This window comes from Desulfobacter postgatei 2ac9, from assembly GCF_000233695.2.
Classification (GTDB): Bacteria; Desulfobacterota; Desulfobacteria; order Desulfobacterales; family Desulfobacteraceae; genus Desulfobacter; species Desulfobacter postgatei.
In genome coordinates this window covers 1,753,143-1,773,463 of the sequence record NZ_CM001488.1, presented here as the reverse complement: position 1 = coordinate 1,773,463, position 20,321 = coordinate 1,753,143, and the positions used below count along the sequence as shown (strand labels likewise).

Sequence of the window (20,321 nt, the reverse complement as noted above, 5' to 3'; positions counted from 1 at the left end):
ATGGTATTTTATCGCTCATGAAAAATATAGTGCAAATTATCATTGACAACAATCTGGCTAACCGGGTTATATCGGTTTCACAGCTGAATCGGCTGTTGAACGGCACAAAACAGAGCCGCTACAACCTGGTGAACCGCGCAATAAAAAAAAAAGAGTTGTTCAGGCTCCATCGCGGATTATACCTGCTCAACGATCGTTTCAGGGATTTCCCCTGCCATCCTTTCCACCTTGCCCAGATGTTAAGTCCTGGAAGCTATATCTCACTTGAGACGGCCCTTGCCTATCACGGCTGGATTCCGGAATCGGTGTATATAATAAAAAGTGTGGTTCCGGGAAGGAAATCAAAACAAGTCCATGATAAAAAAAATGGATTATTCACTTTTCATCCGCTTCCTGTTCACCGGCTTCATTTTTTGGAACAGGTGAAAAGATATCAAGAAAACAAACAAACCATGTTGATTGCAGGGCCGCTCCGGGCATTAATGGACTTGGTCTGCCTGAGAAAATTGTCATGGAATGGGATGGCGTGGCTTATAGAAGGAATCAGAATTGATCCTGATTTGTTATCTGCTGTCAGTCCGAAAGAGATACAGATACTCAAATTAGTATACAAACATCAGCGGGTGCAGCGGTTTTTAGATGCAATGCACAGGGAATTGGGCTTTGATTGACCTGATAAAAGAGAAACTGGAAGAATACAAGACAGAAGATCCGCTTCAAAAACAGTATGCTGTAAAAGAAATCCTTCAGGAAATCGCACTTTACGGTCTTTGGAGAACCGGCTTTTTTGAAAGTGCCGCTTTTCAAGGTGGCACCAGCCTGAGAATCCTGCATGGGATGCCCAGGTTTTCTGAAGACCTTGATTTTATATTAAAGCATCCTGATTCCGGGTTTGAATGGTCAGCCTATCTGGACGGCATGGTGGCCTGCTTCAAAGAATTCGGTTTGACAGTAGACGTTCTGGATAAAAGTCGGATGGACCAGCGGATCAAAAAGGCTTTGCTGAAAAATGATTCCACCGGCCTGCAGCTTAACCTGAAATTTTCAAGGGACCGACCACAAAGGATACAAAAAATCAAATTCGAAATTGATGTCAACCCGCCGGACCACTCCATTTTCGAGTATACGTACCTGGATTTTCCTTTGGACTTTGAAATCTGCAACCAGGATTTATCCAGCAATTTTGCCCTTAAACTGCATGCCATTCTTTGCCGGCCATACGTCAAAGGCAGAGACTGGTATGATTTCAACTGGTACATCAAAAAACACGTTCCACCCAACCTGCGTCACCTGGAAAGCGCTTTGGATCAATGGGGGCCTTGGAAAAATCAAGGCAAAAAGGTTGATAGCAAATGGCTGAAAAACGAATTGATAACAAAAACGGACACAATTGACTGGAAAGCAGCAGCAGAAGATGTCAGAGCTTTCATAAGACCTGTTGAACAACATAGCTTGAACCTGTGGACCGAAAAATATTTCAAATATAAAATAAACCAGCTTAAAACATCGTAAAGGATATCTTTTACCTTGGCAACAGCTTAGCCCAACGCCGAGAGGAATTGATTAATGCGGAGGGTTCAAATACTTCTGGGTGCAGGATTATATCTGCCTGAATCAATAGTACAAATTTTGATCTCTGAAACAAATGAGTGAAAGCTGATCACATCCCTTCAGACAGCCAGACTTCTTCTTGAACGGCAAATGCGCTAGCTTCATCTTCCATAGCCACAGAGACCTTTTGCTGAGAGCCATAGGAGGAGGCAACAAAGTGATTCAGGCCCGTCAATTCGAGGTAAAGACATATCGGTCGGATTCCGCATGGGCTGCATAAAGAAAATGAAAAATGAACCCCTAAAACCAGTCGATGAAGAAACGCCGTACCGACTGGACTTTCAAAAAATTCTATTACCTCAGGTGCAGCGTCTATGGCATTCTTTCGTTTTAACCAATGCCGTAGCGTTGATCGGGGAATGCCTAATTTCTCAACAATCTCACGCTGACTGTCAAGCGGATTATTTTCCATGACGATCTCGAACATTGATAAATCTTCGGTGGTTTGCAATCTTTTTTTCATAGTCGGTTGCTATAGCAAAACAACTATCTTCTATGCTATATTTTTTTTGCTTTGGACCAAACCATGATCAAGGCCAAAATATTATCGGAATATCATCAATAATTCACAGATAACTCAAATTTAGAATTGCTGGAAACAACAGTGATTGATTGACAAATAGAGTCATGCTGTATATCATTATGATATACACTTAGGAGATTAAACTATGGCTAAAACCGCAATGACGCATACACGCATAACACCCGAAATTAAAGCAGAGGCTGAGCGCATCATTAAAGGGTTAGGACTGTCAATATCCGCAGCTCATGAACTTTTCTATAGACAGATTATAACCCATAAAGGCCTGCCATTTGATTTACGTATTTTTAATGAGGATAGCATACAGGCCATGGATGAAGCCAGAAAAGGGGTTGGGAAAAAATACAACAATGTAACAGATATGTTTGATGATATTATCAACTAATGTTACCGATTCGACCTACAAACAGGTTCAGAAAAGACCTGAAGAAGGCTGTTGCACAGGATCGAAATATAAAAAAACTGGAAAAAATTTTAGAAATACTATCTATCCCCGAGCCTCTGCCTCCAGAATACCAAGATCATAAACTCAAAGGGTCTTGGCATGATTTCAGGGAATGCCATATAGAGCCGGACTGGCTTCTCATTTATGCAATTATCGACTTTGAACTCAGGCCTGCTCGGTTAGGAACACATTCCGAACTTTTCACATAGCGATGTCACGAATCGGTTTCTATGTTATATGGGTGCTTCTGGTAGTTTCCGGAGAAGTCTTGGGTCTGGAAGCATTCAGGGATAGCCCGGATCAGGTGCGGGCGTTATACAATGCAGACTGGGAAAAAGATGTTGACTGGTCTTTGCCCGGGCAGGACTCCAAAGAAGTCGCTGAATATTATGTCGATCGGCATACCGATCTGGTCAGCGGAAAAAAGCCTTATTTGCTGAGGCGGACTTACGTTCACCACCGCACACATCTAAACCACTGGGTGATCGAAACTTTTGTCCTGACCGATCTCTTCTCTTGGTGTCTTTGCGGCTCTGCGAGCGAATAGAAAAAACAGGCGGAAAACCTGGTGTACCTCTGTGGTTTGAAGGATAATGGATTGAATTTGAAGCGCATATTTTTATTTCTTATATGGGCTTTGACGTTTTGGGCAGACAGGGACGCCTGTGCCCGGATTTATGAGGTAGGTCCGGGTAAGGCGTTGGAACGGATCGGATCTGTTCCATTTGACAGATTTGAACCGGGATATTTGGTAAAAATTTAATAACACGGTTATCGGAAAACACCCGGTAACCCGGTACATTGATGTTCAGTATTCAGACTGCAAGATTGATCTGAGAAACAATGCGTTTATCGGGCAGGGCAAACTGTGGAATTACCGGGGTACCCTTAAAGGCCTTCATAACTGGTTGTCAAAAGATATTCAGTCCCCGCAAGAGAAATATCTGGGCATCAGTGGAGACAATCCAGGATTTATGATTGGATTTAAAATACCTTATTTCCCCTATTTAGGGTCGGCCCTGATCAACAATGGCATTTCACATCTCCCTTTGCCGGTGGAATATATGCCGCTTCCCCGCGGAGGCGGTTGGAAACGGTCGGTTGTCCAGGCAATGGATATTGGTGCCTATGAATTCAATCCGGTTATATTGAAAAAACATTTCGGTTCCAAATAACAGCCATGGGCTCACCTGGTCTATGCCCTGCTTCTGCAAAATGGGCTTGGTCATATTTTAGGCCATCCGAATTTTTGGTAGGTTGGGTTGAGGAACGAAACCCAACGCCGATAAGTTGTTGGGTTTCACTTCGTTCAACCCAACCTACGCTGTGGCCGATGTTATGACCAAGCCCTGCAAAAATTAACCCATATGTTTCTTCTGGATTTTTAGACACCCCAGTTAAGGTCCGTATAATTCAAATCCGACCACATTCTTTATCATGTTAAAATGGTTGTCTACGCTATAAATACTACAGCCATTCTGTATTCAAGTCTATAGCACCTTTATACTGCTTAATTTCTGAAATTTTCGATTTGCGAATTAACTCTTCGAGTGCTGTGATTATTACTTTAGTTTTTGTTTTAATTTCGGTAACTTTCATTGCTTCAATGAGCAAATCTTCCGGCAAGTCAAGTGTTGTTCTCATGGTGATTCCTCCTGATGCATACTGTCATATGAATTAATGCATACAATGTCAATATTCGCAACGAACATTTAAAAATGAAACAAAAATTTCGGATTGTTCATCTGCTCTTCTCCTTTTCAACCGGTGGGATGGAAAAGGGTATTGCCACCCTGGTACAGGCCACTCACCACGAAGTTGAACATATTATTGTTTGCACTACGCAGACAGGTCGATCTCAAGAATTACTGCCCGCCGGAACCCGGGTGATATCGATGGAAAAACCAGATGGCAATTCCATTGGTTTTCTTTTCCGGTTATCCGGTTTGCTGAAATCCCTTGATCCGGATGTGGTTCACACCCGAAACTGGGCAGGGCTTGATGGTGTGATTGCAGCCCGTCTTGCAGGGATCCGGGCGGTTGTCCATGGGGAGCATGGATGGGGGATGGCGGATCCGGATGGCTTGAACCGAAAACGGGTATGGATACGGCGGGTATTGTCTTTTCTGATTCGTGAATATACATGCGTTTCCCAGCAGATGGTGTCCTGGCTTAAGGAGGATATAGGCGTCAGGCAGCGGGTGACCCAAATTTATAACGGGGTGGATGATGAGGAGTACAGCCCCCGTAAAAGTAAGGGAGATAATAACGGGGTTGCCGTCTGCGTAGTTGGGAGACTGGACCCCATTAAAGATCATTTAACATTGTTCAAAGGATTTGCGGCACTCAGAAAACAGATTCCAGAGACCCAGTTGTATGTGATTGGAGACGGGCCGGAAAGAAAAAGACTTGAACAGGCATCAGGAGAGGGAACTATTTTTTTGGGGAACAGGCGGGATATTCCTGACCTTTTAAGAAAGATGGATTTGTTTGTCCTGCCGTCCATCAATGAAGGCATTTCTAATACGATTCTGGAGGCTATGGCTACCGGGTTGCCGGTTGCTGCAACCAAGGTGGGAGGAAACATAGAGCTTGTCCAGGACGGCATTAACGGCCGACTATTTGAAGTCGGGGACTGGGAACATCTTTCTGAGATTATGCTTGATTATTGCCTTAATAAAGAAAAAAGAACGGCCCATGGAAAAGCCTCCAGGAGAATTATCCAAAGCCGGTTTTCCATTGATCAAATGGTGGGGGCATATATGCAAGTATGGAAAAGGGTTGCAAGAAAATATTGACTCCTTTGGTTTGAAGCATGAGGCGTAATATGTCGTTTAAAAAGCAGGTCCTGATGGTGGGTCTGCTTTTTTTATTTTCAGGTATTTTAAATGACTCCCGGTGCGATACCAACTGGCCGCCCGAAGGTAAGGGAAAACGGTTTGAGGTGACAAGGGATACAGGTATTTCATCTGTGGGGAGGGAGAAAAACGGCAATTGTGGTGGTTCTTGGAAAGTAAAGCTGAAGGGGCAGCAGGAGTTTGTACTCTTTGACATTGACCCTAAAGATCTGAGGGGCAAAATTATTACGGGTGCGGTGTTGTATTTTAATACCTCTGCGTCCAAAAGCGCGGCTATTCTCAGGACTGGGGTATCCAGTGTTGCCGGTAGGTGGGAGGAGGGATTTTTATTTCGGTATCTTCCGTTGCCGGGGGCTTCCTGCTTTAATCAGGCCGGGTATAAAGTTCAAGACTGGGCTTATCCCGGCAGCAGCCTTATGGATGTGGTCTTTGGTCACGGGCATACGTTATGGGGCTTTGCCAATGCCTCCCGGCCGGATAGCAATGGGTGGCAGGAGATTGCCGTTTCCCCTGATGTGGTTGCGGCAAGGGTTGCCGGGCTTAGTTACGGCTTCTGCGCGGCTGATGAGGTTGGATCTGAATGGCAGTGGAAAAATCAGCAGTTTTCCTACTCCCTCTTTCCTAATCGGTATGTTTACAGCAGTGAACATTTCAATAAAAAACCGTGGATGAAAATCTGGACAAATGGTGAGGATCATATTCGACCGGACCGGGTATCTATTTTGGGCTATTCCAATGAAGGACTGCCGCCCGGGGAAGCCTTGGTGGAATGGGTAACTCCGACGGACAAGGGTGGGGGGAAAACGCTTGGATTTAATGTTATGTATAAAATTGGCGGGGCGGTCAAAGAAATGCCCCGGTATCTGATTCCCATGGCCGGGCTGGTTGGTGAAACCGTTTTGATGCATATTCAAGATCTTAATTTGCCACCGGGAAAGCAGATTGAGTTAGTTATTCGTGGCGTGGATAGTGCGGGGAATGAAGGTGACGCCTCTGTAGTTATGATTAAGACTGCCTTTTTAAAAAACAATTCTATTATGGAAGAGTTGCAATATGGCTCAATCTCAAACAAGCGGATTAATTCAGATCAAGGGAATGAGACGTATGCGATTGTTGATCTGTTGGACAAAATAAATCCTGTAACCGGTGAGCCCATTACCCCAAGGCCGAAAGGGTACCAGTGGGCTAACCATTTATTCAATAGGACAAAAAAAAAGATAAAACTTCAGTCAGCCCGAAATGAAACGGTCTGCTTCCAGGTCAATGCGAAAAAGCAGATTGATAGAACAAAAGCGGAGCTTATTTTTCCTGCTTTTCCTGGGCTTAAGACCAAGGTGCTTAAAGCCGTTTACGTGTATCCAAAGAATGGAAAGGCGCCCTGCCCGGTTCCGGACCCTTTGGTCCCTTTAAAAGGACAGGAATTCAATCTGCAAAAGAATGGGTCTTTTGTTTGTGAGCTTTTTGTACCTCATGATACCGGCTGGGATAAAATATGGAAAGCTGTCAATTTGGAACGGTGAAGAAACTATGGTGTTTGATGTAGAACTGGAGGTCTACAATTTTACATTGCCGGATAAGCTGTCTTTTGTGCCGGAAATGAATGCATACGGTACTGCAGATCCTTATAAAAGCTACGACTATTACAAACTGGCACATGAGCACAGAACATGTCTGAACCGGCTGCCTTATATTTGGACTGGGAAGCCTGCATTTGCACCGGATGTGAAAGATGGAGTGTTTGACTGGGAAAAATGGGATCAAAGAATCGGACCATTGCTGGATGGTTCAGCATTTAAAGATATGAAGCGGGCCAATGAACCGGTGGATGTGTTTTATCTGCCTTTTAACGAAAACTGGCCGGTTAGTGTTTTTCAGCATTTTAAACCCTCTTACTGGGCAGATGAGGCGTTCGGTATCGAATATGGTGAAAAACTGAAAGACGATTTCCAGGCGTTTGCTGATCATTTCAGGGAACAGAGATGGTTTGACACGATTTTTCAACTTTATCTGAACAATAAAATTACCTATCGGGGAAAAAACGATTCTTCGTCAGCTCCGTGGCACTTTGATGAGCCTGTTAATACTCAGGATTTTTGGGCCTTAAGGTGGTATGGCAAACTATGGAAAGACGCCCTGTCAAAGAAGCGCGATCCCCGTTTGAAAATGTGCTTCAGGGCAGATATCTCCTACAGTGAATTTGGACGAAATATTCTTTGGGGTATCACGGATATGGAATATATAGGGGGCAATAATCAACAGAAAACGAGAATGATACATGACAGACAGGTTTTGAACGGACCGGTCAGGTTTGCAGAATACGGTTCAGCAAACAGGATAGACCAATCCAATGCAATGACCCTTTTGTGGTGCTTATCCGCCTGGTTTAAAGGCGCTGACGGGGTATTGCCGTGGCAGACAATGGGAACCAAAGAAGTTGGAAAAAAGCTGATCAGAATGCGATTTTTTATCCTGGCCCTGAAGGGCCGATGCCTTCTCTCAGGTTAAAAGCGTTTATGGCAGGGCAGCAATTAATTGAATACTGCACTATTTTCTGTGATTTGTTTGGTGTTTCACGGCAGGAGTTAAAACAGATTTATGATAAGATGGTCAAAGATAACCATGGTATCGTCGATCCTGCTTTTGTATCGCGATTTCGGTCTAAACTGGCAGGGAAGATATCTGATCTGGCACCAGCTTACAGGCGGTCATGGTATGACTGGGGAAATATCCGATCAAAAAAAGGAAGGCCCATAAGATTGGAATATGTAACCCCTTCACCTGAAATAAAAAGTAATACACCTGAATGTAATGATTTCTCTCCGTTATAATTTTTCCCATTCAAGCCAGGTGATAATGAAATGAAAATAACAGAGCCCTTAAGGACGTTGAAAAATTATTTGTGCCGTCCCTCTGATAAGCGGGGCAAAAGAATGGTATTTCTGATTGAGTGTATTCTGAATCAGAATTCCCGAGATATTGGTGCTGCCAGTTTTAAAGCGATGAATTTTGAGGTGATAAACCTTTGCATGAAATATCATGTCGGTATGGTTCAAATTCCCTGTCCGGAAATGATCTGCCTGGGATTTGGCCGAAAAAGAAAGCCGGGTCAATCCATCCTGGATGTTTTGGATACGGACTCTGGTCGGCGTTGCTGTGCAGATTTGGCAGGTATTGTTGGTGGCCGGGTGAAAGAATATATTGACAGCGGGAACAAAGTAGTCGCTGTTTTAGGCGGAAATCCTGAGAGCCCGGGATGTGCAGTGCACTATAACGGGGCCACCAGGCGTAAGCTCTCAGGGCAATCAGGTATTTTTATGCAAGCCCTTTTTCAGGAGTTGTCCCGAATACAGATTGATGTTCCCTTTTTAGGCATCCGGGATTGCAGATCCGATTGGTTCGTGTCTGATTTACAATCGCTGGAGTTGATTTTTAGAAACCGCTGATATAATGATCAGCTGGCCAAACTTCAGGATTTGGGCGTGATACCATCCTTTAGCCGCCCTTCTATCAGTAATGATAATCCTTTTTCTCAATCATTATTCAAAACCCTGAAATACCGGCCTGAATATCCGGCCAAGCCATTTGATGCGATGCTGGAAGCCAGGGAATGGGTCCATACCTTCACATATTGGTACAATAACGTCCATTTGCACAGCGGTATTGGATTTGTCACCCCCGCTGACCGGCACAATGGCAATGATGTAGCCGTTCTTGCCAACAGACATCAAATTTATCAGAAAGCCAAATCGAAACATCCTGAAAGATGGTCTGGAAGGACAAGGAATTGGGAACCTGGAACAACGGTTACTTTGAAAAAATTTAAACAGCAAAAAGCTGAAAAGACGGCTGATAAGCAAGCTGCATAACCGTTTGAGTATGGCACGGTATAGCACAATTCTCTCATGGCCGAGAATGGGCCCCCAATTGCTCGTCGGAGGCCATGAGAGAATTGTGCGGTAGAGCTTGGAACTTCGTTTGAAAAAAAGGCGACAACTTGCTTGACACACACCGTGGATTGGATCAGGCGGAAAAGCTGCTCGGTATCGGCGCAATCGGTTTTTCGCATTTTGCCGTCAGCCGCCTGCATTTTGAAACCGTGACAATCTGTCACGGTTTGATTGCCCTCTTTTTTCAGGCGTTCTTTGAGTTTACGCCAATACGCTGTCGGGTTCACGCTGTCCGTTAATACGGCCACCACATCAACAATGGAAAAATACCATTCTTCCGTATCATCATCCCACAAGGTACGAACCTTGCGGTCTTCAAAAACTTGTATCGCCTCTTTTTTGCTCATGCTTTGCCCTCACACTTTTTAACCACGAATGAAGAGGAATTTTCACGAATGGGTTTTAATTGGTATGCATTCGTGGTTCCATTCTCATGCTACAGCTCCTCGGTTTTAAATTCGCTATAGCCTTCATAGAAATAGCTGACGTCGATGCCTTTCATGAACAGGGCGCGGTCATCGATCCGGTCGGTCAGCGCACTTTTCAGCAGCACCTTGATTTCCACATCTTTTACCGGGCTGCGCTCCATGGCGGACAGGTATTCCTCTTTATCGACCTGGTTCCAGTCGATGACCTTTCGGATCTCTTTTTTCAACATAAGATCCAGCCAGATGCGTGTGGCGCGGCCGTTGCCTTCCCGAAAGGGGTGGGCGATGTTCATCTCGACATATTTTTCGATGATTTCATCCACGTTGCTCTGCGGCATGGAATCGATGTGGTTCAGGGATGCTTCCAAATACATCACCGGTGCAAAACGAAAATTGCCCTTGGCAATATTCACCTCGCGGATTTTTCCCGCAAAATGATAAATCTCCCCAAACAGATAGCTATGAATGAAGGCCAGTCCTTCAAAGGTTCCGACCTTTACCCGATCAATGTCGCCCGTATCAAAAAGCTGGCGGGCTTTTTGTTTGCTTATTTTTTCTTCGACTTTAGCCAGTTCAACCTGATTGGTGATGCCCAGTTTATTTTCTAAAATCATATTTCACCCCGTTTTGTAACCACGAATGAACACGAATTTTCACTAATATTAATTTTTATTAATTCGTGTTTATTGGTGTCCATTCGTGGTTTCATAAAACAATTCTCTCCCATTCCAGTTTGGCATGCTTAAAGTTCAGTACCAGGCCGACTCTCAGGCCAGTGATTTTTAAGTAGTTTATAATTTGAGCTTTCTCATTGTTGCCGATCTTTTCAATCGCTTTTGTGTCCACGATGATTTTATCGAAAACAATCAAGTCGGGGATATACTCACCGACGTTCACCGATTTATATGTAACGGGAAATCGAGGTTGTTGAGCAAAAGGAATTCCTTGTTGTTGAAACTCAACCACCAGAGCATTTTCATACGGTTTTTCCAGCAAGCCATGACCCAGTGTATTCAATACTTCCATGGCACAGCCCACAACCTGAAACACCTCATCCTTCAGAAGTAATTCGTGTCTATTCGTGTGCATTCGTGGTTTCATCCCTCAATCTCCGCAACAATGGTATCAATGTCCGAGCGTAGCCGGTCAATCTTGGCAACGGTGGTTTTCAGCTCGACATTGAGCTTTGCAATATCAATCACCTCGGGGTTGTCTTTGGCTTCCACATAGCTGCTGACGGAAAGATTGTAGTCGTTGGCAGCTATCCGGTCGTTATCTATGGATTGGGCAAAGTGATCCACCTGCTCTTTACTGGAAAGATAACTGAGCGCGTGCAGCACAAAGGCAAAGTCGGCCTTGGATTTGGGGGCGAGTACACCGGCGGGTGCAAAGCGGTCATCGTTAATCAGCGTCGGGTCGTCTGCGCCTATCCACTTCACTGAATAGGGCGGGTTGGAGACGATGGCATCAAAGGGTTTTTCATCGCCAAACAGGTCAATATGGTTGCCTTGAAAATCACCGAAGTCCAGTCCGGCCAACCCCTTGATTACAGCAGCCAGACGGGTGTTCTTGTCGGTAACTGTGTTGCCGAGGCGGTTGCTGCTGGTGTCGAAATCGGCAAACAACCCTTTTATGTCCGGGGTGATAATGTCATCTGAAAGCTCGGCATAGTTGATGCTGTCATCGTCGGCTTCGATGTAGCTGGAAAAGTTTTCACTGATAAAGCGGTAAAACAGGGTGCCGAGTACATATTGCTTAAAATCCCAGCCATCCACTGCGCCTCGAACATCATTGGCGATCTGCCAGATCTGGCGCTGCAGTGCCGCGCGTTGTTGGTTACTTGTCATCTATAAACTCCTGATTGCGTTATTCGGCTTTGTTTGCATCATCTTGTTCATTGCCTGCAGCCGCACCGCCTGACCGTACCCATTGGTCCACTTCATCTTTCTTGAATTTCCAAAGACGGCCGATCTTATGGGCTGGCATGCCTTTTTCGCTTATCCATTTATAGACGGTATCTCGCTTGATCCCGAGATAGTCACCAATTTCATCCACGGACAACCATCTGTCTTCCATTTTCGACTCCATCATTCTTTGAGAGCCGTGCCATTTTTTAATGTGTGGCGGCTCGTCAAGTTGTTTAACCGGAAGGCATCCATAGGGGTACAATCCGGCTACATTAGGTTAAACAGGGTTAAAGATATATGATGAACTGAAAAAATCAAGTTTTCCTTCCCGATGTAACCGAGTTTGGCCGAATTTCTTACCTTCCCAGTACTGTTCGGAAGGATGTGTTCAAAGAAAATATTTCAATTGCCCGACAGGTTCTCTGTTTCTCCGGTATGTAAGGTGCAGAGAAACCCGAACACAGGAGAATCTGATGGATATTAATGATTTGTTTGACGGAATTGCCGAAGCGTTTCGGCAGTATCAGGCGGAAATGGCCGAGCAGGAGCAGGCTTCAGCCAACCCCAATACCGCTGGACTTGGGGCGGAAACAGAAGCTGAGAAAACGGAGAAGATAACGGCAACAGAGAAGAGAGTTGAACAAGATTTCCCGAAAAGGGAGTGAATGCAGAACATTTAGCAGAACGCGCTATTCGGCGTAAGTCGCTAATTTATAAAAATAAAAAAACCGACCCTGCGTGCCGGACTCGGCAACAGGATCGGTTTGTTTAAATATTAGTGGTGGAGGCGGCGGGAGTTGAACCCGCGTCCGAAAACAATCAATCCAGGCTTCTACATGCTTATCCTGAACTTTATAATTAGCCGGGAAGGCTCCTTCAGGAGGGATCCAATCCGGTATATCCTGAAAAATTCAACTTCGGGAACCCAGGAAATTCCAAAAGCGGTCTTGCAAAGTCGACGCCCTGATCTGAATCTGCAAGAAGGATGTCAGGAGGACGGAAGCCGCCTTAAGCGGCTACAGCGTAGTTATAATCGTCTGCGATTATATTTAAACTTGCCAAGTTTACGAGTTGACAAACACTCGACATGCTACCTTGGACGTCAAAATCTCCGTCGAAACCATTACGCCCCCAAATTGTAAAAGATCTAAAGAACTCTATCTAATATAGTACTAAAAGGGTTGAAGTCAACAATTTTATAATCAGGAATATTTTTTTATGTCACGATCCATATCCCGTTTCACATCCCGCTGCTTGATGGATTCCCTTTTGTCGTAAAGCTTTTTGCCTTTACCAAGGCCAAGGAGAATTTTTATTTTATCATTTTTAAAATATATTTTTAACGGCACCAGGGTATATCCCTGTTCTTTTATTTTTCCGACAAGTTTTCTAATTTCATAACTGTGCAATAAAAGTTTCCGGGTCCGCATGGCTTCATGGTTGGCATTGTATGAGAACTCATAGGGAGAAATATGAAGTTGGCGTAAAAAAACTTCTCCGCGTTTAATATCTGCGTAAGAGTCCTTGAAACTGACCCTGCCCTCTCTGATGGCTTTGACTTCTGAGCCCACCAACACAATGCCGGCTTCATATTCATCATCAATGTGGTAATTGTGCCGGGCTTTTTTATTGGTGGCAATCAGTTTGGTATATTTTTCGTTCATGGCTTATTCCTCGTTATCCTTGTAGGGCAGAAGTTCTCTGTATTCCCTTTGAATATAATCGACAATTTCCCGTACCGTTTGAAAACCGAGGATGATCTGGACATCCTTCCGTGCTTTAGAGACATTCATGGACCGAATCATTTTCTTTATGACAGGGATGGCACCGGCATTCATTGACAAATTGGTCAGGCCCAAACCAAGAAGCACAGGGATATTAATGGGGTCACCTGCCATTTCACCGCACATAACCAGCTCAATATCCTTTTCGGTTGCCGCATCCACAATGAGACGGATCATTTTCAGCACCGCAGGGTTTAACGCCTGGTAAAGGTGTGCCACCCTGCTATTACGCCGGTCAATGGCCATGGAGTACTGAATCAAATCATTGGTGCCGATACTGAAAAAATCAACGTATCCGGCAAGTTCCCGGGCCATCATCACGGCGGAAGGCACCTCAATCATAATACCCAACGGAATATCCTTATTAAATATTCTGTCTTCGGACTCAAGTTCAATCACCGCCTTGTCAATACATGATTTTACGCCAATAATTTCCTCAACACAGGAAATCATCGGAATCAGCAGTTTGATATTACCAAAAGCCGCGGCCCGCAAAATGGCTTTGATCTGGGCGATAAAAACAGCTTCATTTTCCAGACAAAACCTGACGGCTCTCAAACCTAATGCGGGGTTGGCCTCTTCCACCGGATCTATATAAGGATTAAATTTGTCCCCGTTAATATCCAGGGTCCGGATGGTCACCGGCGCCGGCTGCATTAGTTCCACCAACTCCTTGTATTTTTGAAGCATTTGGTCCTCGGTGGGAAGTCTGTTTAAGTCCAGACATAAAAATTCCGTTCTAAACAGTCCGATGCCGGCCGCTTTATTATCCTTGGCAGAGACCACCTCTTCGACAAGCTCTATATTGGCAAGAAGATTAATGGGTATCCCGTCGGCAGTGATTGCGGGCAGATGGCTATCCCGTTCAATATCGGCCCGGTAGGCTTCAAACCGTGCCATCTTATCTTCATACCGGAACAGGGTATCTTCATCCGGATTAATGATAACAATCCCGGCGGAACCGTCTACGATAAGGATCTCATCATTATTGATATTTGCCGTAACATTACCGAGCCCTATAACCGACGGAATTTTCAGGGATTTTGCCACGATACTGGTATGGGAGTCCTTACCGCCCCTGTCCGTTACAAATCCCTTGATATGTTCAAGCTGGATCTGACTGGTATCTGCGGGAGAAAGGTCGTGGGCGACAATGATGACGCGTTTGTTGATTTCGCTGATCCGGAGGTCAGCCTCCCCCACCAGATAATTCATTATCTTGTCCGAGACCTGGATAATATCATTTCCCCTGGCCCGAAGATACGGATCATTGATTTGATCAAACATCCGGCTGATACGCCTGGACACCCGGCGAAGTGCCCACTCCGCATTGATCTGGTCATTGGTAATGGTCTCAATGGTTTTGCCGTAAAGCATTTTATCCTTGAACAAAACCATATGGGTTTCAAGGATATTGAGATTTTCACTTAAATCATCCCCTAAAGCATCAATGGCCTTGGCATGATCTTTTTTGGCTTTATCCACTGCATTTTTAAACCGGTCTATTTCATTGGGGAGCATATCCGGGCTTACAGGATAACGCTTAATAAGATTAACACCCTCCCGGTCAACAAGATACGCCTTTCCAATACAGATACCGGGAGAACCGCTGATCCCCCTGAGAATGATTTGATCCTTAACGGTTCTATTTATTTTCATTTTCCCCGAATCCAACATCAAAAAAATTTTTAATCTTATCTGCCAGGGCTGAATCTTCTTCTTTTTCTGCAAAAATGGACACCTTTGTCCCTGTCACCGCACACAGGGATATCATTTCAATAATGCTTGCGGCATCCACAATGCTTTTTCCATCTGACAACCAGATGTTACCACCTGCGTCCTGGGCCATCCCGGCAATTACTGCCGCAGGCCGCGCATGCATTCCTAATGCATTGACAACCGTTGTCTGCCGGAATACTGAATATTGAAAATCCAAATTTATAGTCATTCCAAATAATTTATCTTTTTTTTGTTTTATAAGAAAGTCTGGGTAAGTTACTCAGATCTTTCCAACTTTGTTGTGGGCTATGCCTGGCAGTTGATATGTCAGGTCAGCCCATGGCTGTTATTAAAAAACAATAAATTTAAAGTGTTAACCGAACAACTTGATCAGTTACCCCAAATTGGATAGTATATACCACATTTATTATATTTTAGCCAGTTGAGTTGGTTGATCTGAACTTGCATTCGGAACCGTTTTAGTAAGGAGTTGAACATGAGAACGCCCCATCCCATTGAGTACCCCATTGATGATTTCAAGTCCGGTGAATCATGGCGCCTGTTTAAAATTATGGGCGAATTTGTTGAAGGTATAGATGAACTTCATGATTTAGGACCTGCCATATCTATTTTCGGCTCCTCAAGAACAGCCAAGGGGCATCCCGATTATGAAACCGCAAGGAAGACGGCAGCCTGTTTTGCAGCCGGCGGTTATGCGGTCATTACAGGAGGGGGGCCGGGAATAATGGAAGCGGCAAACATGGGGGCCTTAGAGCAGAACGGGGAGTCCGTAGGGTTAAAAATCACCCTGCCCTTTGAAGAAAAGAGCAATGCCTATATGACCCGGTCTTTGGACTTTAATTACTTTTTTATCCGAAAAGTCATGTTTGTAAAATATGCCCAAGCCTATATCATTATGCCCGGAGGACTTGGCACAATGGATGAAATGTTTGAGACCCTGACGCTGGTCCAGACCCGGCGCATCCGAAAAATGCCTGTCATTTTAATGAACAAAGAATTCTGGGCCGGACTTGTGGACTGGATTAAAAAGTCACTTGCCGCAACCGGATTAATCTCTGCCAAGGATATGGAACTGTTTTCATTGGTTGACACCCCGGAACAGGCCCTTAAAATAGTAAATAACTTTTACAACCGGTCTTAACCTGGGGGGCACCCACCTTGTTGCAACCAAAGTCAAAACATCATTGAAGACCCCCGTCTTGGGATATGGAAAACAGTCTTTTCGGGCAGCTGCTTTAGACCAAGCCCCATGCAGATCTGTTTTTTCACCGGTTCAAGATCCGCAGCCGGCACGCTAAGCCTTGCTGCGCGCAAAAACATCTCCTCCCAGGAATTCAGGTAGACCAGTGTAAAATCTGAAATTCTGCCGCTGGGTTTTTCCGCATAAAAATTGACGGAAACAAACAGACGGGTAATGGACGGCATCTTCCTCAATGCATCAAAGCTAACCGGTTTTGATAGTTCAGGGGTAAAAAAATCATGCATGGCCCTGTAAAGTTTTTCAATGCTGTCGTGGGAAACTTCCGTGGGATTAGGCGCCATGGTCAAAAAAGTATGGTCCGTATAAAGGTGGTTGTGAATCAGCCAGGCCCCGATCTCTTCCACAGAACTTGCCGTGAGGATCGTTTCTTCATCCATCTGGGCCTGGATAGATGGTTTATGGATCAATTTCCACTGGCCATATCTTTTCCCGGGCGTGTCCAGGTATCTGAGATAAAGCCTTGAAAAATGACGGTCACCACCTGAAATTAAAAGCAGTTTTTTAATTTTACCCGGCTTGTCCTGGAACTGGATATCCACCTTACGCTCAAGGACCATACGGTCCTGCTCGGAAATAGCCAGCCCGCCGGGATCATCCCTGAAGCGGCTTTTAAGGTCCGTGTACCGTGTCATCATATACTGTTCAATGGTTAAGGAAAGGCGGTGAATGGCGGTATAAGGCCAAGATCTGAACCGGCCGACCTCAAACACCGTTTCCAGGGTCCAGCCCCATTCCCGCAGGCACCTCTCCAAAAGATTGCGTCGCAGGCCAAAAACACTGAAGTCCAGCTCCGATTGTTTTGTAATCCCCAGTTTGAGAAAAAAACAGGTGAGCAAAAGCTTGATGGAATGTGTGTCCCCTGACTTCATATAAAACTGAATCATGGTATTGATCAAAATAATATAGGAATCGTTCTGTCCAGGCTTCAGATGGGTCCCTGAATTCATCCATTCATTTTTATACTCATTGCACAGCATGGGTTCCCGGCCATAGGTATTCATGTACTTTTCGAGTAAGGCCATCTTAATAACTGATTTAAAAGGACTTTTCAGCCATTTAAACATCTGCCAGACAGACGCGCCAAAATATTCATTAAGGGGTACGGCATGAATATCACCCAGGTCAATATACCGTTTAGTACCGGGCAAACGATTGATGCAGTCAAAAATCAGATTATAATAATTGCTGCTGATGCTGGTGGGAAGCGCCGTCCACAAGGGCAGTCTGCCTGCCACATGGATCATGGTCCGGTAAAACTCCTCCTTGAGCAGCCGGGCCTGGGCAGAGCCTGAACTTTCCTGGGAGGAACCGCCGAAATCATTATCCCGGGCCTTGAAAATATCCACAAGAAAAAAGGTGACCTGAATTTTAAACCGCTCCAGGGCCATGCTTTCCAGGGCATCAAGCTTCCGGCGCAAAAGATCGGTTGCCTGACGGCCCAACTGTTTTTCATCTATACAAATCCAGTAATCAATGTCAGACTCAGCAGTTTGGGCCAAAGACCCAACACTTCCCATGGAATACACCCCAAGGATCCGGGGATCCGGATGCCGGCGGACCAGGACATTGGCACCGCCCAGATAGTGCCGGCCAACCCGTTCAGTCTCCCTTGACGGCAGATAATCCGTTACACCACAAGGCGTTGATGGCAGGAGCTTGCTGGTTTCCGGCATGGCAATATTTTCATGGATCAGTAAAGGTAAAAGCTGAAAAAAATCCGCCTGCTCCGGTTTAAAAACATCAAAGGCCGCCAGAAGACTCAATTTATTCTGTTTGAAAAATTTTGCCTGCCCGAAATGAACAAATTCACAAAAAATGAGCATATTTATTTCATTGGCCACCCTGGGATCAATTCTTGGCAGGTCATTGAAGCTGAGTTGGTATTCCCTGTCATTATAATTGAGACCCCGGCTACGCAGATCCACGGCCGCATGTGATGCAAACCGGCAGAACCGGGCCCCGGCATGGGTAAAATCCGCCATGTGAAGGCAGGCATTGGTAAAGGAAAGACCGGATAGTCGTGCGTGTGCAAAAACAGCACAGGTCAGGTTGGTTTCATTAAATGAGCATTTTGACATTACAGCCCCAATAAACAGGGCATCGCTCATGTCTGCCCCGTTTAAATTGCAATTATAAAAAGAGGCATTCTGAAAACTGCACTGACTGAATTTTGTATTTTGGGCGGACACATTGACAAAAATGGCATTATCAAAGCAGGTCAAATCAAATATGGCCCCATCCAGATTCATATTGTAAAACAAGGTATTGCGGCATATACCGACGGACACATGAACACCGGTTAACAACGTATCCACAATCTGTGCATGGGTTAGATTAAGAACGGATCGGGTCAAATCCATTCCGGACCAATCCTGGTCCCGGATAACCGCCTTGTGAAAATCCAGATCCTGGGGGACAATCCGCTGCTTTAAATCATTCAGTTTCTTTTGGACCGGATCTTTGAGTATGGATTTAAAAAAGGTGGCTATGGACTTTTTTTCAGGCAGTTCCGTCTGGATATCCTTGAATTGAGCGGCAATGCTCTTACGTTCCTTGAGCAACAGGTTCTGGGTTTTTACCATGAGCCTGTCCACTTCTTTCCTGATCCGGTCCGAGCCGCAAATTTCTATATTCTCCTTTAAAATCCTGACCACCCGTTCCGGACGTTTTTTAATCATGCCGAAAATACATGCCAGGTTGATATCATAATTTTCACCCTGATAGACATCCTTGTTCAGGGCAATGTCCTGGAACGCAAAAAATGAGAGTCTGGACAGCTCTGAAATTTCCATATGGATGATGGGAATAATGGAAGGGTAGGTTTCCCGAACCATCTCCATAAGCTTATGAAAAGGGTGCCTGCCGGTCAAAACAAGGGCTTTAAAGGCGCAGACAGCCTCATTTGTCCTGGCATTTTTAAACTGCTCAAACACAGGCTCGAACAACTCCGGGTACTGCCCAAAGGACGAATTTTCAATCAGACTGTACACAGCCATCCTGACCTTTTTTACCGTTTCCCGGGTCAACACTTTTTTGAAAATCCGTAAAGGCACCCTTGATCGCATCATTGAAATGGCCTTAAGGCCGGCAATCCGATCTTGGGGATCCGGGGACAAAAGTTCATTGTCCTCTATGAGGGAAGGGTCCCGCAACGAGGCGTCGATATTGTTCAAACAAGGATCAACATCCCGTCCCCGGTCAAACAGGTCGGCATAGTACCAGGTTACAGCCCGGCGCTGTTTGACACCGGCAAGCACATAGCGAAACAGGCTTGCAAAACGCAGGCGAATGGCAGGGTCTGCCTGCAGATACTGGTCGGCAAAAGTCAACCGAAGCCGGTCATCCAGGTCCTTGATACATTTTTTTATGACGTCAGGGGAAACCCGTTCCAGGTAAATAGCCTTAAATGCAAAAAAAGCACCGATGCTGCCAATATTCATAAGCGCCTGGATAAGGGTGCTTTTATCTGAAAATGACATTTGCACAAAGATTTTGCGGTAAATCAGGGCCGCGCCCTGAAAGGCGTCGGCCTGAGCCTCTCTTAACGGTTTATCAACCAGCGGAGTTTCAATATTCTTCCGAATGACAAAAGTCATTGCGGTCAAACTTTTTCTTCCCGCTTCTCTTAGAGGGTAATGGGTCGAAAAAACACTGCTTAAAATAGGCAGAAGGCCAAGATAGACAGGCCATTGTGGTGCCCGAAGGAGCAAATTCTTACGCTGTTGTTCATCAAGGCCCTTCCAGTAATCATCAAAGGTCTGACGATCAAATCCAGGATTAGAGTCGTCCATACTGCTGT

24 protein-coding genes, 1 other RNA gene and 1 pseudogene are annotated in these 20,321 nt (G+C 45.1%); 14 read left to right on the top strand and 12 right to left on the bottom strand.

From position 1 onward, the window contains the following. Nucleotides 1-17 precede the first annotated feature (17 nt). The gene (locus DESPODRAFT_RS08130; protein ID WP_040015902.1) at nt 18-671 is read left to right on the top strand and encodes a type IV toxin-antitoxin system AbiEi family antitoxin domain-containing protein; all 654 of its coding nucleotides are present in this window, start codon (nt 18-20) and stop codon (nt 669-671) included. Then, on the top strand, nt 664-1,512 hold the full coding sequence (locus tag DESPODRAFT_RS08125; RefSeq protein WP_040015901.1) for a nucleotidyl transferase AbiEii/AbiGii toxin family protein: 849 nt from the start codon (nt 664-666) through the stop codon (nt 1,510-1,512). The genes DESPODRAFT_RS08130 and DESPODRAFT_RS08125 overlap by 8 nt, the downstream gene beginning before the upstream one ends. Before the next feature lie 148 nt (nt 1,513-1,660). Here DESPODRAFT_RS08125 and DESPODRAFT_RS08120 read toward each other — a convergent pair whose 3' ends face one another. Then, nucleotides 1,661-2,074 carry a helix-turn-helix domain-containing protein gene (locus DESPODRAFT_RS08120; protein ID WP_004072768.1) on the bottom strand — a complete coding sequence of 138 codons (414 nt, stop codon included), beginning with the start codon at nt 2,072-2,074 and terminating at the stop codon, nt 1,661-1,663. A 205-nt stretch (nt 2,075-2,279) separates the two neighbouring features. Here DESPODRAFT_RS08120 and DESPODRAFT_RS08115 point away from each other — a divergent pair, with 205 nt between their 5' ends. From DESPODRAFT_RS08115 to DESPODRAFT_RS08100, 4 genes are all read left to right on the top strand, one after another. Continuing rightward, nucleotides 2,280-2,537: a type II toxin-antitoxin system RelB/DinJ family antitoxin gene (locus tag DESPODRAFT_RS08115; protein WP_004072767.1), complete on the top strand. Its 258-nt coding sequence runs from the start codon at nt 2,280-2,282 to the stop codon at nt 2,535-2,537. After that, nucleotides 2,537-2,806, top strand: coding sequence for a type II toxin-antitoxin system YafQ family toxin (locus tag DESPODRAFT_RS08110; protein ID WP_004072766.1), 270 nt, complete (start codon nt 2,537-2,539; stop codon nt 2,804-2,806). Before DESPODRAFT_RS08115 ends, DESPODRAFT_RS08110 begins: the two co-directional genes overlap by 1 nt. A gap of 59 nt (nt 2,807-2,865) precedes the next feature. After that, a complete protein-coding gene (locus DESPODRAFT_RS08105; protein ID WP_157488447.1) occupies nt 2,866-3,144 on the top strand; it encodes a hypothetical protein in 279 nt (92 codons plus the stop codon). 427 nt (nt 3,145-3,571) lie between these two features. Beyond that, a complete protein-coding gene (locus DESPODRAFT_RS08100) occupies nt 3,572-3,772 on the top strand; it encodes a hypothetical protein (RefSeq protein WP_157488446.1) in 201 nt (66 codons plus the stop codon). A 292-nt stretch (nt 3,773-4,064) separates the two neighbouring features. Here DESPODRAFT_RS08100 and DESPODRAFT_RS19395 read toward each other — a convergent pair whose 3' ends face one another. Continuing rightward, nucleotides 4,065-4,241 (bottom strand): type II toxin-antitoxin system VapB family antitoxin, encoded by a 177-nt coding sequence (locus DESPODRAFT_RS19395; protein WP_004072762.1) that lies wholly within the window; start codon nt 4,239-4,241, stop codon nt 4,065-4,067. 74 nt (nt 4,242-4,315) lie between these two features. Between DESPODRAFT_RS19395 and DESPODRAFT_RS08095 the strand changes: the two genes are divergently transcribed. The 6 genes and pseudogenes from DESPODRAFT_RS08095 to DESPODRAFT_RS20990 form a co-directional block, all read left to right on the top strand. Continuing rightward, nucleotides 4,316-5,395, top strand: coding sequence for a glycosyltransferase (locus DESPODRAFT_RS08095; RefSeq protein WP_004072760.1), 1,080 nt, complete (start codon nt 4,316-4,318; stop codon nt 5,393-5,395). Nucleotides 5,396-5,424: 29 nt separating this feature from the next. Next, entirely contained in the window at nt 5,425-6,975 is a 1,551-nt protein-coding gene (locus DESPODRAFT_RS08090; protein WP_040015899.1) for a hypothetical protein, read from the top strand. 7 nt (nt 6,976-6,982) lie between these two features. Beyond that, the gene (locus DESPODRAFT_RS08085) at nt 6,983-7,960 is read left to right on the top strand and encodes a hypothetical protein (RefSeq protein WP_040015898.1); all 978 of its coding nucleotides are present in this window, start codon (nt 6,983-6,985) and stop codon (nt 7,958-7,960) included. Between the two features lie 8 nt (nt 7,961-7,968). Continuing rightward, nucleotides 7,969-8,283: a hypothetical protein gene (locus tag DESPODRAFT_RS08080; RefSeq protein WP_040015897.1), complete on the top strand. Its 315-nt coding sequence runs from the start codon at nt 7,969-7,971 to the stop codon at nt 8,281-8,283. A gap of 30 nt (nt 8,284-8,313) precedes the next feature. Beyond that, complete coding sequence (locus DESPODRAFT_RS08075; protein ID WP_004072745.1) at nt 8,314-8,898, top strand: hypothetical protein; 585 nt, start codon at nt 8,314-8,316, stop codon at nt 8,896-8,898. 12 nt (nt 8,899-8,910) lie between these two features. Further along, a pseudogene (locus DESPODRAFT_RS20990) lies at nt 8,911-9,267 on the top strand (integrase core domain-containing protein); the annotation flags it as partial. Here the strand turns inward: DESPODRAFT_RS20990 and DESPODRAFT_RS08065 are convergent. From DESPODRAFT_RS08065 to mads1, 5 genes are all read right to left on the bottom strand, one after another. Next, nucleotides 9,189-9,749, bottom strand: a complete 561-nt coding sequence (locus DESPODRAFT_RS08065; protein WP_157488444.1) for a BRO-N domain-containing protein — start codon at nt 9,747-9,749, stop codon at nt 9,189-9,191. The pseudogene DESPODRAFT_RS20990 and the gene DESPODRAFT_RS08065 overlap by 79 nt on opposite strands. Nucleotides 9,750-9,838: 89 nt before the next feature. Further along, entirely contained in the window at nt 9,839-10,444 is a 606-nt protein-coding gene (fic, locus tag DESPODRAFT_RS08060) for a protein adenylyltransferase Fic (RefSeq protein WP_004072743.1), read from the bottom strand. A 91-nt stretch (nt 10,445-10,535) separates the two neighbouring features. Beyond that, nucleotides 10,536-10,931 carry a GxxExxY protein gene (locus DESPODRAFT_RS08055; RefSeq protein WP_004072741.1) on the bottom strand — a complete coding sequence of 132 codons (396 nt, stop codon included), beginning with the start codon at nt 10,929-10,931 and terminating at the stop codon, nt 10,536-10,538. After that, a complete protein-coding gene (locus tag DESPODRAFT_RS08050) occupies nt 10,928-11,677 on the bottom strand; it encodes an N-6 DNA methylase (protein ID WP_004072738.1) in 750 nt (249 codons plus the stop codon). Before DESPODRAFT_RS08050 ends, DESPODRAFT_RS08055 begins: the two co-directional genes overlap by 4 nt. A gap of 19 nt (nt 11,678-11,696) precedes the next feature. Further along, nucleotides 11,697-11,906 (bottom strand): methylation-associated defense system helix-turn-helix domain-containing protein MAD1, encoded by a 210-nt coding sequence (gene mads1, locus DESPODRAFT_RS08045; protein WP_004072736.1) that lies wholly within the window; start codon nt 11,904-11,906, stop codon nt 11,697-11,699. A gap of 304 nt (nt 11,907-12,210) precedes the next feature. Between mads1 and DESPODRAFT_RS08040 the strand changes: the two genes are divergently transcribed. Then, nucleotides 12,211-12,402: a hypothetical protein gene (locus DESPODRAFT_RS08040; protein WP_004072735.1), complete on the top strand. Its 192-nt coding sequence runs from the start codon at nt 12,211-12,213 to the stop codon at nt 12,400-12,402. Nucleotides 12,403-12,516: 114 nt separating this feature from the next. Here the strand turns inward: DESPODRAFT_RS08040 and ssrA are convergent. From ssrA to DESPODRAFT_RS08025, 4 genes are all read right to left on the bottom strand, one after another. Further along, nucleotides 12,517-12,870, bottom strand: a transfer-messenger RNA (tmRNA) gene (gene ssrA, locus DESPODRAFT_RS19385). 69 nt (nt 12,871-12,939) lie between these two features. Beyond that, nucleotides 12,940-13,401, bottom strand: coding sequence for an SsrA-binding protein SmpB (gene smpB, locus DESPODRAFT_RS08035; protein WP_004072733.1), 462 nt, complete (start codon nt 13,399-13,401; stop codon nt 12,940-12,942). Nucleotides 13,402-13,404: 3 nt separating this feature from the next. Continuing rightward, nucleotides 13,405-15,180 (bottom strand): phosphoenolpyruvate--protein phosphotransferase, encoded by a 1,776-nt coding sequence (gene ptsP / locus DESPODRAFT_RS08030; protein ID WP_004072732.1) that lies wholly within the window; start codon nt 15,178-15,180, stop codon nt 13,405-13,407. Beyond that, complete coding sequence (locus DESPODRAFT_RS08025; protein ID WP_004072729.1) at nt 15,167-15,469, bottom strand: HPr family phosphocarrier protein; 303 nt, start codon at nt 15,467-15,469, stop codon at nt 15,167-15,169. Before DESPODRAFT_RS08025 ends, ptsP begins: the two co-directional genes overlap by 14 nt. Before the next feature lie 267 nt (nt 15,470-15,736). On the opposite strand from DESPODRAFT_RS08025, the gene DESPODRAFT_RS08020 reads away from it, so the two are divergent. Further along, nucleotides 15,737-16,402 (top strand): LOG family protein, encoded by a 666-nt coding sequence (locus DESPODRAFT_RS08020; protein ID WP_004072727.1) that lies wholly within the window; start codon nt 15,737-15,739, stop codon nt 16,400-16,402. A gap of 32 nt (nt 16,403-16,434) precedes the next feature. Here DESPODRAFT_RS08020 and DESPODRAFT_RS08015 read toward each other — a convergent pair whose 3' ends face one another. Continuing rightward, entirely contained in the window at nt 16,435-20,313 is a 3,879-nt protein-coding gene (locus DESPODRAFT_RS08015) for a class I adenylate cyclase domain-containing protein (RefSeq protein ID WP_004072725.1), read from the bottom strand. Nucleotides 20,314-20,321: the final 8 nt, after the last annotated feature.

Coding starts and splice junctions, on each gene's coding strand:
- DESPODRAFT_RS08075 (WP_004072745.1), top strand. CDS start 8,314: ATGAAAATAACAGAGCCCTTAAGGACGTTGAAAAATTATTTGTGCCGT.
- DESPODRAFT_RS08055 (WP_004072741.1), bottom strand. CDS start 10,931: ATGAAACCACGAATGCACACGAATAGACACGAATTACTTCTGAAGGAT.
- DESPODRAFT_RS08020 (WP_004072727.1), top strand. CDS start 15,737: ATGAGAACGCCCCATCCCATTGAGTACCCCATTGATGATTTCAAGTCC.
- ptsP (WP_004072732.1), bottom strand. CDS start 15,180: ATGAAAATAAATAGAACCGTTAAGGATCAAATCATTCTCAGGGGGATC.
- DESPODRAFT_RS08110 (WP_004072766.1), top strand. CDS start 2,537: ATGTTACCGATTCGACCTACAAACAGGTTCAGAAAAGACCTGAAGAAG.
- DESPODRAFT_RS08100 (WP_157488446.1), top strand. CDS start 3,572: ATGATTGGATTTAAAATACCTTATTTCCCCTATTTAGGGTCGGCCCTG.
- DESPODRAFT_RS08130 (WP_040015902.1), top strand. CDS start 18: ATGAAAAATATAGTGCAAATTATCATTGACAACAATCTGGCTAACCGG.
- DESPODRAFT_RS08120 (WP_004072768.1), bottom strand. CDS start 2,074: ATGAAAAAAAGATTGCAAACCACCGAAGATTTATCAATGTTCGAGATC.
- DESPODRAFT_RS08115 (WP_004072767.1), top strand. CDS start 2,280: ATGGCTAAAACCGCAATGACGCATACACGCATAACACCCGAAATTAAA.
- DESPODRAFT_RS19395 (WP_004072762.1), bottom strand. CDS start 4,241: ATGAGAACAACACTTGACTTGCCGGAAGATTTGCTCATTGAAGCAATG.
- DESPODRAFT_RS08085 (WP_040015898.1), top strand. CDS start 6,983: ATGGTGTTTGATGTAGAACTGGAGGTCTACAATTTTACATTGCCGGAT.
- DESPODRAFT_RS08015 (WP_004072725.1), bottom strand. CDS start 20,313: ATGGACGACTCTAATCCTGGATTTGATCGTCAGACCTTTGATGATTAC.
- DESPODRAFT_RS08080 (WP_040015897.1), top strand. CDS start 7,969: ATGGCAGGGCAGCAATTAATTGAATACTGCACTATTTTCTGTGATTTG.
- DESPODRAFT_RS08040 (WP_004072735.1), top strand. CDS start 12,211: ATGGATATTAATGATTTGTTTGACGGAATTGCCGAAGCGTTTCGGCAG.
- mads1 (WP_004072736.1), bottom strand. CDS start 11,906: ATGGAAGACAGATGGTTGTCCGTGGATGAAATTGGTGACTATCTCGGG.
- DESPODRAFT_RS08065 (WP_157488444.1), bottom strand. CDS start 9,749: ATGAGCAAAAAAGAGGCGATACAAGTTTTTGAAGACCGCAAGGTTCGT.
- fic (WP_004072743.1), bottom strand. CDS start 10,444: ATGATTTTAGAAAATAAACTGGGCATCACCAATCAGGTTGAACTGGCT.
- DESPODRAFT_RS08025 (WP_004072729.1), bottom strand. CDS start 15,469: ATGACTATAAATTTGGATTTTCAATATTCAGTATTCCGGCAGACAACG.
- DESPODRAFT_RS08090 (WP_040015899.1), top strand. CDS start 5,425: ATGTCGTTTAAAAAGCAGGTCCTGATGGTGGGTCTGCTTTTTTTATTT.
- smpB (WP_004072733.1), bottom strand. CDS start 13,401: ATGAACGAAAAATATACCAAACTGATTGCCACCAATAAAAAAGCCCGG.
- DESPODRAFT_RS08095 (WP_004072760.1), top strand. CDS start 4,316: ATGAAACAAAAATTTCGGATTGTTCATCTGCTCTTCTCCTTTTCAACC.
- DESPODRAFT_RS08050 (WP_004072738.1), bottom strand. CDS start 11,677: ATGACAAGTAACCAACAACGCGCGGCACTGCAGCGCCAGATCTGGCAG.